This is a genomic window from Arthrospiribacter ruber, from assembly GCF_019343195.1.
Taxonomy (GTDB): Bacteria; Bacteroidota; Bacteroidia; order Cytophagales; family Cyclobacteriaceae; genus Arthrospiribacter; species Arthrospiribacter ruber.
Genome location: NZ_RPHB01000004.1, coordinates 73271 through 88771 on the forward strand (window position 1 = coordinate 73271; position 15501 = coordinate 88771).

The 15501-nt window shown below is 39.9% G+C and carries 15 protein-coding genes; 9 read left to right on the forward strand and 6 right to left on the reverse strand.

Annotated elements, in window-relative coordinates; genetic code table 11:
* Positions 1–181 precede the first annotated feature (181 nt).
* The gene (locus EGN73_RS09155; RefSeq protein WP_219288601.1) at positions 182–1240 is read left to right on the forward strand and encodes a zinc-binding metallopeptidase family protein; all 1059 of its coding nucleotides are present in this window, start codon (positions 182–184) and stop codon (positions 1238–1240) included.
* A 16-nt stretch (positions 1241–1256) separates the two neighbouring features.
* On the opposite strand, the gene EGN73_RS09160 is transcribed toward EGN73_RS09155, so the two are convergent.
* Both EGN73_RS09160 and EGN73_RS09165 read right to left on the reverse strand, forming a co-directional pair.
* Entirely contained in the window at positions 1257–1715 is a 459-nt protein-coding gene (locus EGN73_RS09160) for a hypothetical protein (protein WP_219288605.1), read from the reverse strand.
* Positions 1716–1746: 31 nt separating this feature from the next.
* Positions 1747–3150: a tagaturonate reductase gene (locus tag EGN73_RS09165; RefSeq protein WP_219288608.1), complete on the reverse strand. Its 1404-nt coding sequence runs from the start codon at positions 3148–3150 to the stop codon at positions 1747–1749.
* An 88-nt stretch (positions 3151–3238) separates the two neighbouring features.
* Here EGN73_RS09165 and EGN73_RS09170 point away from each other — a divergent pair, with 88 nt between their 5' ends.
* Positions 3239–3526 (forward strand): DUF1330 domain-containing protein, encoded by a 288-nt coding sequence (locus tag EGN73_RS09170; protein ID WP_219288611.1) that lies wholly within the window; start codon positions 3239–3241, stop codon positions 3524–3526.
* 33 nt (positions 3527–3559) lie between these two features.
* Here the strand turns inward: EGN73_RS09170 and EGN73_RS09175 are convergent, their stop codons facing one another.
* Positions 3560–5206 carry a UxaA family hydrolase gene (locus tag EGN73_RS09175; RefSeq protein ID WP_343207104.1) on the reverse strand — a complete coding sequence of 549 codons (1647 nt, stop codon included), beginning with the start codon at positions 5204–5206 and terminating at the stop codon, positions 3560–3562.
* A gap of 107 nt (positions 5207–5313) precedes the next feature.
* On the opposite strand from EGN73_RS09175, the gene EGN73_RS09180 reads away from it, so the two are divergent.
* From EGN73_RS09180 to EGN73_RS09200, 5 genes are read left to right on the forward strand one after another with little or no spacing between them, the layout of a single operon-like run.
* A complete protein-coding gene (locus tag EGN73_RS09180; protein WP_219288617.1) occupies positions 5314–6309 on the forward strand; it encodes a sugar kinase in 996 nt (331 codons plus the stop codon).
* A gap of 19 nt (positions 6310–6328) precedes the next feature.
* The gene (locus EGN73_RS09185; RefSeq protein WP_219288620.1) at positions 6329–6991 is read left to right on the forward strand and encodes a beta/alpha barrel domain-containing protein; all 663 of its coding nucleotides are present in this window, start codon (positions 6329–6331) and stop codon (positions 6989–6991) included.
* Positions 6988–7995, forward strand: a complete 1008-nt coding sequence (locus tag EGN73_RS09190; protein WP_219288622.1) for a TRAP transporter substrate-binding protein — start codon at positions 6988–6990, stop codon at positions 7993–7995. Before EGN73_RS09185 ends, EGN73_RS09190 begins: the two co-directional genes overlap by 4 nt.
* A gap of 10 nt (positions 7996–8005) precedes the next feature.
* Complete coding sequence (locus EGN73_RS09195) at positions 8006–8491, forward strand: TRAP transporter small permease (protein WP_219288624.1); 486 nt, start codon at positions 8006–8008, stop codon at positions 8489–8491.
* A 3-nt stretch (positions 8492–8494) separates the two neighbouring features.
* Entirely contained in the window at positions 8495–9790 is a 1296-nt protein-coding gene (locus EGN73_RS09200) for a TRAP transporter large permease (protein ID WP_219288627.1), read from the forward strand.
* Positions 9791–9792: 2 nt separating this feature from the next.
* Here the strand turns inward: EGN73_RS09200 and EGN73_RS09205 are convergent, their stop codons facing one another.
* A complete protein-coding gene (locus EGN73_RS09205; RefSeq protein WP_219288630.1) occupies positions 9793–10239 on the reverse strand; it encodes a hypothetical protein in 447 nt (148 codons plus the stop codon).
* Positions 10240–10317: 78 nt separating this feature from the next.
* On the opposite strand from EGN73_RS09205, the gene EGN73_RS09210 reads away from it, so the two are divergent.
* Entirely contained in the window at positions 10318–11073 is a 756-nt protein-coding gene (locus EGN73_RS09210) for a DUF2490 domain-containing protein (RefSeq protein ID WP_219288632.1), read from the forward strand.
* A 29-nt stretch (positions 11074–11102) separates the two neighbouring features.
* Here the strand turns inward: EGN73_RS09210 and EGN73_RS09215 are convergent, their stop codons facing one another.
* Positions 11103–11570, reverse strand: coding sequence for a copper resistance protein NlpE (locus EGN73_RS09215; protein WP_219288635.1), 468 nt, complete (start codon positions 11568–11570; stop codon positions 11103–11105).
* Between the two features lie 190 nt (positions 11571–11760).
* Here EGN73_RS09215 and EGN73_RS09220 point away from each other — a divergent pair, with 190 nt between their 5' ends.
* Entirely contained in the window at positions 11761–14304 is a 2544-nt protein-coding gene (locus EGN73_RS09220) for a glycogen/starch/alpha-glucan phosphorylase (RefSeq protein ID WP_219288638.1), read from the forward strand.
* 432 nt (positions 14305–14736) lie between these two features.
* Here the strand turns inward: EGN73_RS09220 and EGN73_RS09225 are convergent, their stop codons facing one another.
* The gene (locus EGN73_RS09225; RefSeq protein WP_219288641.1) at positions 14737–15495 is read right to left on the reverse strand and encodes a hypothetical protein; all 759 of its coding nucleotides are present in this window, start codon (positions 15493–15495) and stop codon (positions 14737–14739) included.
* Positions 15496–15501 lie beyond the last annotated feature (6 nt).

Sequence of the window (15501 nt, forward strand, 5' to 3'; positions counted from 1 at the left end):
ACCATCCATTGGAACTCATTTGTCGGGACATGGGACCTTCATGATAAGTGGGGGATTCACGGGGAGTTTCAATGGAGAAGGTCAGACTTTATTTCTGATCCACAACAAAATCTCTACAGAATAGGATTGATTATTTCGTCTTACCTGAGGCTTTAGAAATTTAAATTCGTACTTTTTAATCATGAAACTTTTCAAATGCCAAAATTGCGATCATCCGGTATATTTTGACAATACGTATTGTGGGCATTGCCAGTGTAAACTCGGGTTTGATCCTGTCTCAATGGAAATGTTGTCATTAAAGCCTGAAATTGAAGACAATTGGGTGAACATAAAGTCAGGGAAAGCTTTTCGGTATTGTAAGAACCATTCCCATGACGTTTGCAATTGGTTGATAGCAGCAGAAGACAAAAATGAGTTTTGTAGGGCTTGCCAACACAACAGAGTAATCCCAAATTTGGCCGAAAAAGAGTTTTTGGAAAGGTGGAACAAAGTAGAGCAAGCCAAACGCAGACTTATTTATTCCTTAATAAAATGGAAACTACCACTGATAAGTAAACTTGAATCTGAAGATGGAGGTTTAGTTTTCGATTTCAAATCAGATGAATATGGTCCTGAAGGTAAGCAGGTGTTGACTGGCCACGCAATGGGAGTCATCACGATTAATATAGCTGAAGCAGATGATGTAGAACGGGAAATGGCTAAAAAGCAAATGGATGAGGTTTATAGAACTCTTTTAGGCCATTTTAGACATGAAGTTGGCCATTATTATTGGGAGAGATTGATAGCCCAAAGCCAATGGCTTGAAGGCTTTAGAAATATTTTTGGAAATGAAGAGTTGGATTATGGCAAAGCCATGGACAATTATTATCAAAATGGCCCTAAACCAAATTGGCAAATTGAGTACATCAGTGCGTATGCCACCATGCATCCTTGGGAAGATTGGGCTGAGACATGGGCCCATTACATGCATATCGTCGATACTTTGGAGACAGCTTTTTACTTTGGCATAGGGGTAGACCCAAGGCAACAGCAGACGGGAGACTGGCTAAAAAGCAAGGTAGACGAGAATGCCTATGATTGCAGCGATTTTCAAAGGATATTGGACATGTGGATGCCACTTTCTATTGCTTTGAACAGTGTAAGCCGAAGTATGGGGGCTCAGGACCCTTACCCATTTGTGATCAATTCAAAAGTTATAGAAAAACTCAGTTTTATTCACAAGGTGATAAAAAGCGTCTAAACCTTTAAAGAATTGCTTAGAGTAACTTTTCAATTTTCAAACTCTTGTCTCTGAAAGTACCGGATTGCCCTTCCTTTAAACCCCATAAAGCTTGCACCAATGGAGAATCAGGAGAGACCAATTGATAGGAAATTCCCTCAAGTTCCAGTTTACCGAATGGTACGGAAACCCATACATAACCTACTGGGACTTTAAGCAAACTTCCTTCTTCTACTGTGGACGATTGCTTTACAGGTACACCATTAAGTTGATTGAGCATGACTTTGGAGCTTGATAGCCTTTTCTCCAAAATAGTTCGGTGCTGATTGAGCATTTCCTGATGGGTTTCAAACTTATCTCCGGCAGAGCTCTTTTCTTCGGCTTCAGCGGATTGCTGCAACTCTTTCAGTTCTTTGTCCAGGTTGGCTATTTGCTCCTTAAGAAAAGTTTTGGCTGTAAATAGGAGCTGTTCTTTGAGATCGACTATCTTTTCCATTTTGCAAATAAAATGCTATTTGACCGATATTTTAGTTTTTCTGAATCCTATTTTTAAGCATTTTTTTATGTCCTTCAAAATCAATGGATAATACTATTTGCTCTTTCAAACCTTTCATCTCAGACAAGTCTATTCCCCACATCTCCTTATTGCTCAATACTTCATTCAAGAACCCTTCAAGTTTGTCATTCTTCCATGCCTCTTTAAAAGCTAAAACATAATCAGGATTGTCCTGCAAAGGTATCTGGCTTCCTTCCAGATCCATACCGCTGTAAAAGACCAACAGCTTGGCAAAAGAAAGGCAAATCAGGTCAGGCCATTTACCCGACTTTTCCCTATACTCCAAAAGGGTAGGAAGTAACCTTACTTTGAACTTTGAAATTGAATTCAGCGCAATGGACAGAAGTTCATGGTGTACAAATGGATTTTTGAACCTCTCCAATACGTCTTCGGCAAAAGATTCAAGTTCATTTTTGTTCATGTCAAGAGTAGGAATGATTTCCTCACTTATCATGTCTTTCAAAAACTTTTCTATTTCCTCATTTTCAACACTTTCTCTAACGGAACGAAATCCTTGCAAATAGGCCAAGGGAACCAAGGCGGTGTGGGCACCATTCAGAATTTTCACTTTTCTTTTTCTGTAGGGTTCTAATTCAGAGGTAAAAACCACGTTCATACCTGCCTGATCGGCCGGAAATTCTTCACGAACCTTTTCACCTCCTTCAATGGCCCAAAAATGAAAAGGTTCTGTTTTTACCAGCAACTTATCATCAAACCCAATACTTTCTCTGATTTCATCATAATCTTCTTTTGGCATACCAGGGACAATCCTGTCTACCAATGTATTGCAATAGTGATTACTGCTTTTTATCCAATCCAAAAATCCCAATGGCATTTCCCAATTTTCAGCATGCTTCAGCATATATTCTTTAAGCTTGGCTGCATTATTTTCTATCAATTCACAGGGTAAAAATATCAGACCTTTGTCAGGATTTCCTTCAAACTGATTGAATCTGTAAAACATAAAAGCCGTCATTTTCGCAGGAAATGAATTTGGAATTTCACCTATTTTCGGTCTTTCTTCCTTTTCGAAAACAATACCTGCTTCAGTCGTATTGGATATAACAAATTTCAAATTGGGGTTTTCTGCAAGGCTATAAAATGCTTCAGGTTCCTGATTTGCATTAATAGCTTCTTTTACACAATCAATCAAAGTAACTCTGGAAACAGGGGTTCCGTTTTCGAGCCCCTGTTCAAGCACATGAAATTTATTTCCTTGATCAGCAAATGCCTGAGGCAGCATTTTTCCATGAGTTTGTACCATGTGAACTTTGCTGTCAATCAAACTCCTATCTATCATTTTCTGAACCATCCAACAGCTAAAACCTCTTAAAAAATTTCCGGTTCCGATCTGTAGTATGTCTTTCCTTTGCATGTCAATTATGTTTAATAGGTGAGATGTATTTATTTTTTAATTGGATATTAGCTAACTTTAATTTTTCATCATCCAAAATTATTGATTTATGCCTGCATTGGTTTTAGTAGAAGTAAGTATTCATAACCCTGAGCTATACGAGGAATACAAAAAGCACACCCTTCAGACTATCCAACAATATGGAGGAAAGTTTGTAGTAAGGGGAGCTGCTACTGAATCCCTAGAAGGCAACTGGAATCCTGAACGCTTGGTGATTTTACAATTTCCGGATGTAGCTACTGCCAAAAATTGGTGGGCTTCTCCGGAGTATTCTGCTATCAAAACCATTCGGTACGAAGCAGCAAATTCCAAAATGCTGGTAGTGGAAAGTGTATAAGGTGTTTAGTCATTCATATTAAGAATCTGCCTTCTACAAAGAAACACCTCTTTTCCATGGGATAAAATCATCTTGTCCCAGTTTTACCGCCTTAGGTAGTATCTTGCCTGATGCTACATCAATTATCATTTCCATTAATTCTTCTCCACATTCCTCAATGGATTTTTCCCCACTGATAATTTCTCCTGTGTTGAAATCTATGATATCGGGCATTTTCCGGTAAAGCGTCGTATTGGAGGAAATTTTGATCACAGGTGCTATCGGGTTTCCGGTAGGAGTTCCCAGTCCGGTGGTAAAAAGAATGATGTTAGCCCCAGAGCCTGCCATAGCGGTAGTACTTTCAACATCATTTCCAGGGGTACAAAGCAGGTTGAGTCCTTTTTTCTTAAGATATTCACCATAATCCAATACATCTGCAACAGGTGAACTGCCACCTTTTTTGGCCGCACCAGCGGATTTGATGGCATCGGTGATCAGACCGTCCTTAATATTTCCCGGTGATGGATTCATGTCAAAACCGGATCCTACAGCAGCAGCGGAGGCAGCATAAGCTTTCATCAATTGAGAAAACTTTTCAGCAACTTGCAGGCTTTCACAGCGGTTAATAAGTTCTTGTTCAACGCCACACAGTTCGGGAAATTCCGATAAAACAGAAGTACCTCCAAGGCTAACCAATAGGTCCGAAACATGTCCGACCACTGGATTGGCAGAAATCCCTGAAAATCCATCTGAGCCTCCGCATTCCAGCCCAATGTTGAGTTTGGACAAGGGAGCTGGTTTTCTATTGTTTTGATTGACTTCTGCTAGTGCCAAAAATGTTCTTTTGATGGCTTTGGTCAGGAGTTCGGCTTCAGTTCCTTCTTTTTGCTGCTCCATCATGATCAGGGGCTTATCAAAATCTTTATTTATGGCTCTGATTTTGGACTCCAAGAGTTCTGCCTGTGCATTTTGACAGCCTAGACTTAACACAGTCCCACCGGCCACATTCGGGTTATTGAGGTATCCAGCCAGCAAGGCACAAAGCATTTCAGCATCCTGTCTTGTGCCCCCACAACCACCTTGATGAGTCAGAAACTTGATCCCGTCGAGGTTTTCAAAGAACCTGTTTTCGGAAGGATCTTTCACACTATCTAAAGTGATATCATCGATTTCCTGAAGGTTACCATATACAAGTGCCTTTTTCATTTTGCTTACAAGGCTTTTGTATGGGTTGGGTTTTCCAAAGCCCAATTCATCCAAAAAGGCATGCTTGATCACTTCCACATTTCGGTTTTCACAGAAAACCAAAGGGATCACTAACCAATAATTGGAAGTGCCCACTTGCCCATCACTTCGATGATATCCTTCAAAGGTTCTTCCAATAAATTTATCTATATCAGGCTGGACCCATTGATATTGCTCACTTTTCCTTCCGAATTGTGTGACTGCATGACGGACATTTCCTGTATGGATCAAGGAACCTTTTGGGAGGTCTTCAAGAGCTTCTCCCACTTTTATCCCATACATGATAAGGGATCCACCGGTTGGAATATCTACTTCTGTCAACTTATGTTTGGCAGGAATTTCACTGATCAAAGTAATAGTACTATCTTCATGCTGTAGTATCTCACCGGGCTTTAGGTCAGTCAATGCAACAATTACATTGTCATTAGGATTGATTTTGATTGTCTTTTTCAAAATTGTAATATCAGCTTGCATTTTGTGGAAAACGTTTGCGTAAAGCTTGTCAGAAAACAAGTATTTGAAAATTTAAGGTTTTATTTTAAGGTTTTATTAGAAAAATCACGATGAGCAAAAAAATTACCACCATAGGAGAAATAATGATGAGGCTCACCACTCCAGGACATGAGAGGATCTTTCAAGCGGACAGTTACATGGTAAATTTCGGTGGCGCGGAAGCCAATGTAGCCATTTCTCTTGCCCAGTTGGGAATGCAGGCAGCACATGTTACAGCTTTTCCTGACAATGACCTTGGTGAAAAAGCAATTTCATACCTTAGGAAAATGAATATCTCCACTACACATATATACAAAACAAGTGGAAGAATGGGGCTCTATTTTTTGGAAAATGGCACCATGCAAAGGGCTTCAAAAATCATTTATGACAGATTTGATTCTGCTTTTGCACATTTTAAAGGAGATGACATTGATTGGGAAAAAGTATTTGAAAATGTGGATTGGTTTCATTGGACAGGCATCACTCCGGCAATTTCCCAACATGCAGCTGATCTTTTGTTGAAGGCACTCAAAAAAGCTCAGGAAAAAGGTATTAAAATCAGCGGAGACATCAATTACAGACGCAACCTTTGGCAATATGGCAAAGGACCATTGGATATCATGCCCGAGTTGATCCGATACTGTGATCTGATTGTAGCAGATAAATCAGACTTTGAAAACTGTATGGATATTCAAGTCTCAGATTGGGCAGATGCTTGCTTTCAGGCTAAAAAAGATTTTCCGAAAATCAAATGGATCACCAAAACCAAAAGAGAGTCCATATCTGCTTCCCACAACAAATTAAAAGGCGTATTGTGGAATGGAAATGAAATCCTTCAATCCAAAACTTATGAAATCACGCATATCGTCGATAGAATAGGGGGTGGAGATGCCTTTATGGCAGGTCTTATTTATGGATTACTTCATTTCGATGAAGAAAAAGCTTTGGAATTCGCTACAGCAGCTTCTGTACTAAAGCATGGAATTCCAGGAGATGCCAACCTTGTTTCAGAGAATGAGATCCTGGACTTGGTTCATGAAAAAAATGTGGGCAAATTGCTCAGATAACCTATTAAACACAACCAAAATGACTGAACAACACATTCTTGACCAAGTTGGTCAAGCAGGCTTGGTGCCACTTTTTACACACAAAGACCTTGAAGTAGCCAAAAAAACCATTGATGCAGCCTATGAAGCAGGTATCCGGGTGTTTGAGTATACCAATAGATTACCCAACTCCTTTGAAATCTTCAAATCCTTAAAAGTATATGCGGAAAAATACGATGACCTGATATTTGGTATCGGAACCATATTTACCGTAAAGGAAGCAGAAAAATATCTACTCGCTGGAGCTGACTTTATCATTTCTCCGGCCATGATTCAGGATGTGGCCCAGTATTGTTTTCAAAAAGGGGTTACTTACATTCCTGGCTGTGCTACGGTGACTGAAGTGTACCAAGCAGTAAGGTCAGGGTCTTCTCTGGTGAAAGTTTTTCCTGGCAATGTACTAGGGCCCGGATTTGTAAAAGCAGTACTTTCCGTACTTCCCGAAGTCAAATTGATGGCAACAGGTGGGGTGAGCCCAACAGAGGAGAACCTTAGGAGCTGGTTTGATGCAGGCGTATTTTGTGTAGGTATGGGCTCACAATTATTTGATACAAAGGAATTGGAATCCGGCAATTTTGATGGATTGAAGACAAGGATAACAAACTCATTGAACATTATTCAAAATATTAGAAAAGGGGCATGAGAAGAGTTGTAAAGCAGTTTTCTCATACAAAAATAATCTTTTTAGCTGCGCTAATAGTGCCATTTCTTTTTCAGACCTGCAAAGGTCCCGGGGGTGTGAGGGTGATCAAATTGGGGCATGGACTGGGAGTGACGCATCCGGTACACGAAGCCATGGAATATATGGCTAAACTGGTGCATGAAAAATCCGGAGGAGAAATGGAAATTCGGATATACCCCAATCAACAACTTGGCACAGAAAGGGAATTGGTAGAACTGCTTCAAATAGGCAGTTTGGGTATGACTAAAGTGTCTACAGCCGCCATGGAAAATTTTGCACCTAAGATTCAGGTTCTTTCTCTACCTTATTTGTTCAGTGATGATGAGCACCGCGACGCTGTACTCAAAGGAGAAATAGGCCAGCAACTTTTGTTGGAAGGTGAAAATTACTGGCTTAGAGGGTTATGCTACTATGATGCAGGAAAAAGAAGTTTTTACACCAAAAATAAACCTATAGAAAGTCCCGAAGAATTGAAAGGACTTAAAATGCGGGTAATGGAAAGCAATACGGCCATTAATATGGTAAAAGCTTTTGGAGGATCACCCACCCCGGTGTCGTATGGTGAATTGTATACAGCGCTTCAGCAAGGTATTGTAGATGGGGCAGAAAATAATCCACCGAGCCTTTTTACCTCCAAGCACTATGAAGTCTGTAAATATTACAGCATCAATGAACATAGTGCAGTACCTGACATGGTAATCATAAGCACTAAAGTATGGAATCTGTTGGGCGATCAGGAAAAAACATGGCTTCAGGAAGCAGCTGATGAATCCGCTACCTATCAATATGAATTATGGGCTAGGTCAGTGGAAAATTCCTTAGCGGAAATGGAAAAGGCCGGAGTGGAGATTACCTATCCGGAGTTGGAACCCTTCAGAAAGGCTGTGGAACCTATGTACGAAATGTTAAAAAACAATCAGCCGGAACTATATTCTATAGTGGAGAAAATTAGAGCAATACAGTAAAACCCAAGTAATGACCTTAGCAAAAAGCAAATTTATCATTGACAAATCTGTCAGCATGGCTTTGATACTCTTAATGGGAGCCATGGTACTGAATGTTACTTGGCAGGTTTTGTCCAGGTATGTAGTACAAACCCCATCCTCCTTTACGGATGAGCTTTCTAGATACATGCTGATATGGTTAGGAATGCTTGGAGCCGCATATGTAGCAGGCAAGGATCAGCATTTGGCTATAGATATCCTGCCCCAAAAGCTGGAGGGAAAATCCAAGGTCAGGCTTATCGTTTTTATTAACTTGATAGTTATGGCATTCGCTTTTATTGCTATGGTTTTGGGAGGTAGCAATCTAGTGTATATTACTTATATACTTGAACAGAAGTCAGCAACATTACAAGTTCCCTTAGCATACATTTATATCATCATTCCTGTAAGCGGCATTTTGGTCATGTACTACAATTTTTATCAGATTTTCATTACTCTCAAGACCCAAAAGAACTAAATTATGGATATCACCGGCATTTTGATTTTGGTATTGACATTCGTGACTTTGATGGCTATAGGAGTTCCTGTGGCATGGAGTTTAGGGATTTCAAGTTTTTTTACCCTATTGGTTTCTGTTGCTGCTGTGCCTGCAGCTACTACCATTGCGCAACGCATGGGTACAGGGCTTGATAGTTTTGCCCTTTTGGCGATTCCCTTTTTTATCCTTGCAGGTGAAATAATGAACAGGGGAGGTATTGCCAACCGGTTGATCGAATTGGCAAAGGCTATCACAGGGCGACTGCCAGGAGGCTTGCTGTATGTTAATGTCATTGCAGCAATGCTCTTTGGGGCCATTGCAGGTTCTGCAGCTGCTGCAGTATCTGCTATCGGGAGTATTCTGGGCAAAAGAATGGACGAAGAGGGTTACCCAAAGGGGCTGGGAGCTGCGGTAAATATCACTTCTTCCACAACTGGATTGATTATTCCCCCTTCCAATATCCTGATCGTTTATTCCCTTGCTTCCGGTGGAGTATCTATTGCAGCACTGTTTGTGGCAGGATATCTTCCTGGTCTCTTTATAGGTCTGGTTTTGATGCTTACAGCAGCCATATTTATAAAAAAACATAAACTCCCTGCCGGTGAACGCACCAGTAGTAAAGAGTTAATTCTGAAATCAGGTAGGGCTTTTCCCGCTTTGATGCTTTTGGTGATCGTCATAGGAGGTATTGTTGGCGGTCTGTTTACTGCAACTGAAGCTTCTGCCATAGCGGTAATATACACTTTGGCTTTGTCATTTTTTTACAAAGAACTCAATTGGAAAGAAATGCCAGCTATATTATTAAAATCAAGCGAAACTACGGCCATTGTTATGCTGTTGATAGCCACCTCAATGAGTATGTCCTGGGTAATGTCAGCTGAGGACATTCCACAGGGGATTTCCGAGACACTACTATCCTTAAGTGACAATATTGTAGTGATTTTGATCATTATTAATTTATTGCTTCTTTTTGTGGGGATATTCATGGACATGACTCCAGCTGTTTTGATATTCACGCCCATCTTTTTGCCTGTTGTAACTGAGTTAGGGGTTGATCCTGTACATTTTGGGATTATTATGATTCTCAACCTTTGTATAGGATTATGTACACCACCAGTGGGGTCAGTATTGTTTCTTGGTGTGCAGGTGGCAGGTCTTAATATTCAAAAAGCAGTTAAACCACTTTTGCCATTCTTTATAGCCATGATCATTGGGTTGGTGGTGGTTACACTTTGGCCTGGATTGACATTATGGCTGCCCAAGGTTTTGGGGCTTTGATCTTAATCAATTCTTATGGGTCTTTCCCAACCCTCTATAAGGAGCATAATTGGGAATTGGAATTCTTCGCCTATGACCTGCAGGTCGATTTCAATATTCGAGGTAAAATACGCCAAACAAACTGTTATAGGTTGGTAAACCAATTTAGATCTCACGGTAGGCGGTAAGGTATAAATTCCCGTTTGACTTACCAGAAGCGTGAAATCATTAATAGGTTCACATCCGCTGTACCCTACTTTCATTCTCAATTTTCTGTTTATAACTGTTAATCCTAAAATATGTATAACTCCCTCAAATTCTGCATTAAAAGCAGCTTCATTTATACTAATTTCTTGAATTTGATAATTCTCCGAAGAGGTATCATCCTGGCAGGCAAAAAACAATAAGGCAGAAACCGTGAGCCATTGCATACAGGTAGCCAAAAAATATAGTTTTCTTCTGATGTCCATAATTGTCAGTTGAATTTATGGCCTATACGTATCAATCCTTAATTTTGTCTTGCATTTGTCTTCTTTTCTTAAAGCCTTATGAAAATAAAAAAGCTTATTATCTGTTTTTTGCTCCTCATATCTTTTAAGAGTAAGGCACAGAGGGAATTGATTACAGATACCGAGATGTGGTGGGGACTCATGACATCAGGTCAATTTGCACCAAATTGGTCAATTTGGTTAGACACCCATCATGTTCCTGATCTTTTTTTGATCCTTAGGAGTGGTATTACTTTTCATCCGCAAGACCAAAAATGGTCTATTACAGCTGGATACGCAAGACTGGGTCTGACGACTCCTTTCTCTGAAGGAGCCTTGATCAGGCCTGAAAATCGACCTTGGGGACAGGTAGTCTACCGGATGCCGAGCACAGGTAAACTTTCTTTGAATCTAAGATACAGACACGATATGCGTTACAGGGCAAGGTTTAGCAATACCGAAATCATAGAAGGTTTCAACCTAAACCACAGGCTTAGATTTAATGGGAGCTTAAGATACAACTGGGGGAATGCCCTGAGTCAGAATTTCAATTTTTCTACTACACTTTTTAACGAGTCACTATTTACTGTGGGCCCATCTACGGTGGACAATCCTTTCGAACACAGGGTGTTCTTTCTTTTCAATTTCCAGAAAAGTACATTGACCTTTTCACCAGGATATCATTTTAGGATGGCCACACCTAATCCGGAAATTGTCCGGATTTTACATGGGCCTTTCTTATGGGTGACTTTAAATTACAATTTAAAGGACTTCAGAAGACATTTCCTGAGGGAATTTCCTGGCGATCACATTTAGGTAAAAAGACTATTCTTCAACGGTGATCCTTAATCCATTTTCTTCCTAAGAGCATAATTGTCTGCCAAGTCGCCGGTAATCCTATTACCTTCCATATCAAGGTGAAAAAGTACATTTTCACCGACAAAGTATTGATTTGGAGCATCTACGCCTTCCAAAATAATCGTATTTCCGGCATCATTCCATTTGTAAGTACCAGAATACTCGTTTTTGGTGTCATTGTCTTTACCTAGGTAAACCGTCTTTTTGACAAAAGAGTAGGAAGGACCAATTTCAACAGTAGTCTCAATTCCTTCACAGTCTGCACAGGGAAGCACACCTTCATAAATTCCTTCATAATCCAACGAAATTCTGGCGTTGTGTTCGTCAGGCGCAAAATATTCTTCTTCAACTATGATTTCATCCTGTTCTGTATCAGTTTCTTTAGTAGAAGGTTGGCAGGAAAAAACGAATATACCCACAAAGAAAGCAAGTAGATGAGAGCTAAGTCTTTTCATATTTTTGAAATTATATATGGAAATATCGAACAATATACATTTTCAAGCTAAAATGCACAAGTGGCAACTTTCATTTTCAAAATAATATAATGCTAAAAGCAAGAAAAAATGTTAGGCTATGTTTTCCTGATTTTTTAAAAGCTATGTATTTGGTTAACTTTCCCACCTGAATTATTCAAAATCAAAGACGATGAAGAAAAACAATCCGATATCTGAAGTGAAATCCAAGCTCAAAGAAAAGGGGCTGGACAAACAAGAGATACAAAATATATTAATTGAAGATGCTAGGACGGGACTGAGTGTAGAAGCCCTAAAAAGAGCCATTCAAAATAACCTTTTTTATGTTCAGGGTAAATTTCCCGAGATAGCTACCAGAAATGACTATTACATGGCAGTTTCCTATGCTGTAAGGGATAGAATTCTGAACAGGTGGGTGGCCTCTGTAAAACAATACCTGGATGGCAAGCATAGGGTAGTATCTTACTTATCAGCCGAATACCTTCTTGGACCACATTTGGCCAACAACCTGATCAATTTGGGAATTTATAAAGAAACTGAACAAGCGGTCAAAGAACTGGGAAAAGACCTTGAGTGGCTGATAGAAAAGGAAATAGAACCGGGATTAGGAAATGGAGGATTAGGTAGGCTGGCTGCCTGCTACATGGATTCATTAGCGACCTTGGAAGTACCTGCAATAGGTTATGGGATCCGTTACCAGTTTGGGATCTTTGAACAGGATATCCGTGATGGATGGCAGGTGGAAGATACCGACAACTGGCTCAGAAGAGGTAATCCATGGGAAATAGAAAGGAGGGAACTGAATTACGAAGTCAAATTCGGAGGTCATGTGCAGCACTATACAGACAACAATGGGAAGTTTTGTAGCAACTGGATACCGGATCTGGTAGTCAAAGGGGTAGCCTACGATACGCCCATTTTGGGATATAAAGTCAACACCACGAATACTTTGAGGCTCTGGAAATCTGAAGCACCAAAATCCTTTGATTTTCAGTTGTTCAATGCAGGTGGCTACAATGATGCGGTAAGACAAAAGATTGTTTGTGAAAACATTTCCAAGGTACTTTATCCCAATGACGAACAGGAGGAAGGAAAAATCCTTAGGTTGAGACAACAGTACTTTTTTGTTTCCTGCTCTCTTCAGGACATGCTTGGAATCCATTTAAGGCAAGGAGATAAAATTCAGGACTTTCACAAAAAATTTGTGGTCCAACTCAATGATACCCATCCAGCAGTTGGGGTAGCTGAATTGATGCGCTTGCTACTGGATAAATATGGCCTGGAATGGGATGAAGCTTGGGACATCACTACCAAAACATTTGCCTATACCAACCACACCCTTCTTCCTGAAGCTTTGGAAAAGTGGGATCTGGAATTGTTCGGTAAAGTCTTGCCAAGACATCTCGAATTGGTCTATGAGATCAACAGACGGTTTTTGGATCAGGTTACGGTTAAATTTTATGGAGATCACCAGAAAATTTCAAGTCTTTCCTTGATCGGAGAAGGTCCTAGAAAGTTTATTAAAATGGCAAACTTGGCATCTTTGGGAAGCTATGCTATAAATGGTGTGGCAGCGCTTCATACAGATTTGCTCAAGAAGACGGTCTTGAAAGATTGGTACGAGCTGTCACCGGAAAAATTCAGCAACAAAACCAATGGCGTGACTCCAAGAAGATGGATGGTACTCAGCAATCCAGAGCTCACCCAACTTATCAGCGACAAGATTGGGGATGGTTGGATCAAAAATCTGGACGAACTTAGAGGATTGGAGCAATTTGCTAAAGATAAGAACTTTCAAAAAGCCTGGATGGAGGTAAAATACAATCAAAAAGTAGCACTGAGCAAAAGAATACTTCAAAGAGTCAAAATTAAGACTGATTCCAATTCCATATTTGATGTCCATGTCAAAAGAATGCATGAATACAAGAGGCAGATGCTGAATGCCCTGCATGTGATCACCTTATACAACAGAATCAAGCACAACCCGGAAATTGACATGGTACCCCGAACTGTAATTTTTGCGGGTAAGGCAGCTCCGGGATATAGAATGGCCAAGTTGATCATTAAGCTCATTACCTCAATAGGAGAGGTGGTCAACAATGATCCGGATGTCAAGGATAGACTAAAAGTGGTCTTTTATCCGAATTACAATGTGACCAATGCACAGAAGATTTATCCAGCAGCTGACCTGAGCGAGCAGATATCTACCGCGGGCAAGGAAGCGTCAGGGACTGGGAACATGAAGCTTTCACTCAATGGAGCCCTAACTATTGGAACTTTGGATGGTGCCAATGTGGAAATCAGAGAATGTGTTGGAGCAGAGAATTTCTTCCTTTTTGGTCTTGATGCAGATCAAGTAGAAGAGGTCAAAGCAAACGGATATGATCCATACAGTCATTATCAAAACAACCCAGATTTGAAGTTGGCCATAGACCAGATCAATGATGGATATTTCTCGCATTTGAATAAGGATACATTTAAGGCTCTGGTGAGGTCATTACTATATGATGATCAGTATTTGGTGTTGGCAGATTATCAATCCTATATTGATGCACAGGATAAAGTGGCTGAAACTTTCAGAGACAAGGAAAAATGGGCTGAAATGTCCATTATTAATGTTGCCAGAATGGGCAAGTTTTCAAGTGACAGAAGTATAAGGGATTATTGTCAGGAAATATGGAAGGTTGAACCTATCCCGGTATCACTGGAAAAATAAATAATTATAACTTATAGGAAGCCTGCCTGAGTGCTAATTTAGGCAGGCTTTTACCTGATTTTGACACTAGGACACCCAGATCCAAACTTCATAAAAAGAAATACAATTAAGTGATTGTAATTAATAAAAGTATGTATACCCGCAATTATACAACTAACCAATTTAAATAAGGACCCAGATCAATCCGATACTGATAGATATTGGATCCGCCTCGGCGGACAAGTTATTCATGGATAACTTGTCCCGGTTTATGGGGATTGGCTTGAAATCATAGGTTTATTTCAATATTTAGGTTCTACTGGTAAGAAAGCGGATAATCATGAATAAAAGTATGGGCTTACAATTTTCAAAATAAGGAAGTAAATAATAATCCACAAAAGGAAATAAAAGTCACAAAAGCTGACTGATAAGAATACAGACAATCAAGACATACTATTCCAAATTAAGGGCTATAAAGATCCCTAAATGGAAAATCATTCTATCACTTATGGAAGTCCAACCTCTTTTACTATCGCTGAAAAACATGTTGAACCCAGGATTATTGAACGGTTCGCCCATATATTCTCTTGTCTGAAAACTGGATCTTTCATACCTGAGTAGATTGACCATTAGCTGTACGCCAACAGCATCATTGATCAGGTAGCCCATTCCAAAATCTCCACTGTAAGTAAGGTAAACATCTTTAAAGGAAGAAAACCCTAAACTCTGAGGGTAATTTGCGGGAATAGTTCCTTCCGTTTCGCAAGTTGGACAATTGAAGTCCAGCATATTGAATTCCAAGGTTCCAACCCCCTTTTCCAATCCTATAAAGCCAGAGGCAATCAAGTAAAAAGTTGGACTCAACTCCAAATAATAATTTACAAATGGACCAAAGCCGATCATGGTATTTCCAAGTCTTGACTCTATTCGTTCACTGAAATGGGAGCTGGAATTTTCCAATACAGTGGACTCACTATACCTTCTAATGGATCCTTGGACACCTACAAACATATTTCCAAAAGTCCTGACACCTATTCTATTTCTCCATTCCAAACTGGAATAGCGATCTGCATTTTCCATTATCCTGTCTTTAGGGCTTGGAAATGAGGGCGAAAACTCAGAAGTGAACAACCAGCGGGAAGCATATTCCTGACCAGAAACAGGCAGGTAAAATAAAATGCAAACGAAAAAGCTGAATAAAAATTTTTTCATATAAAT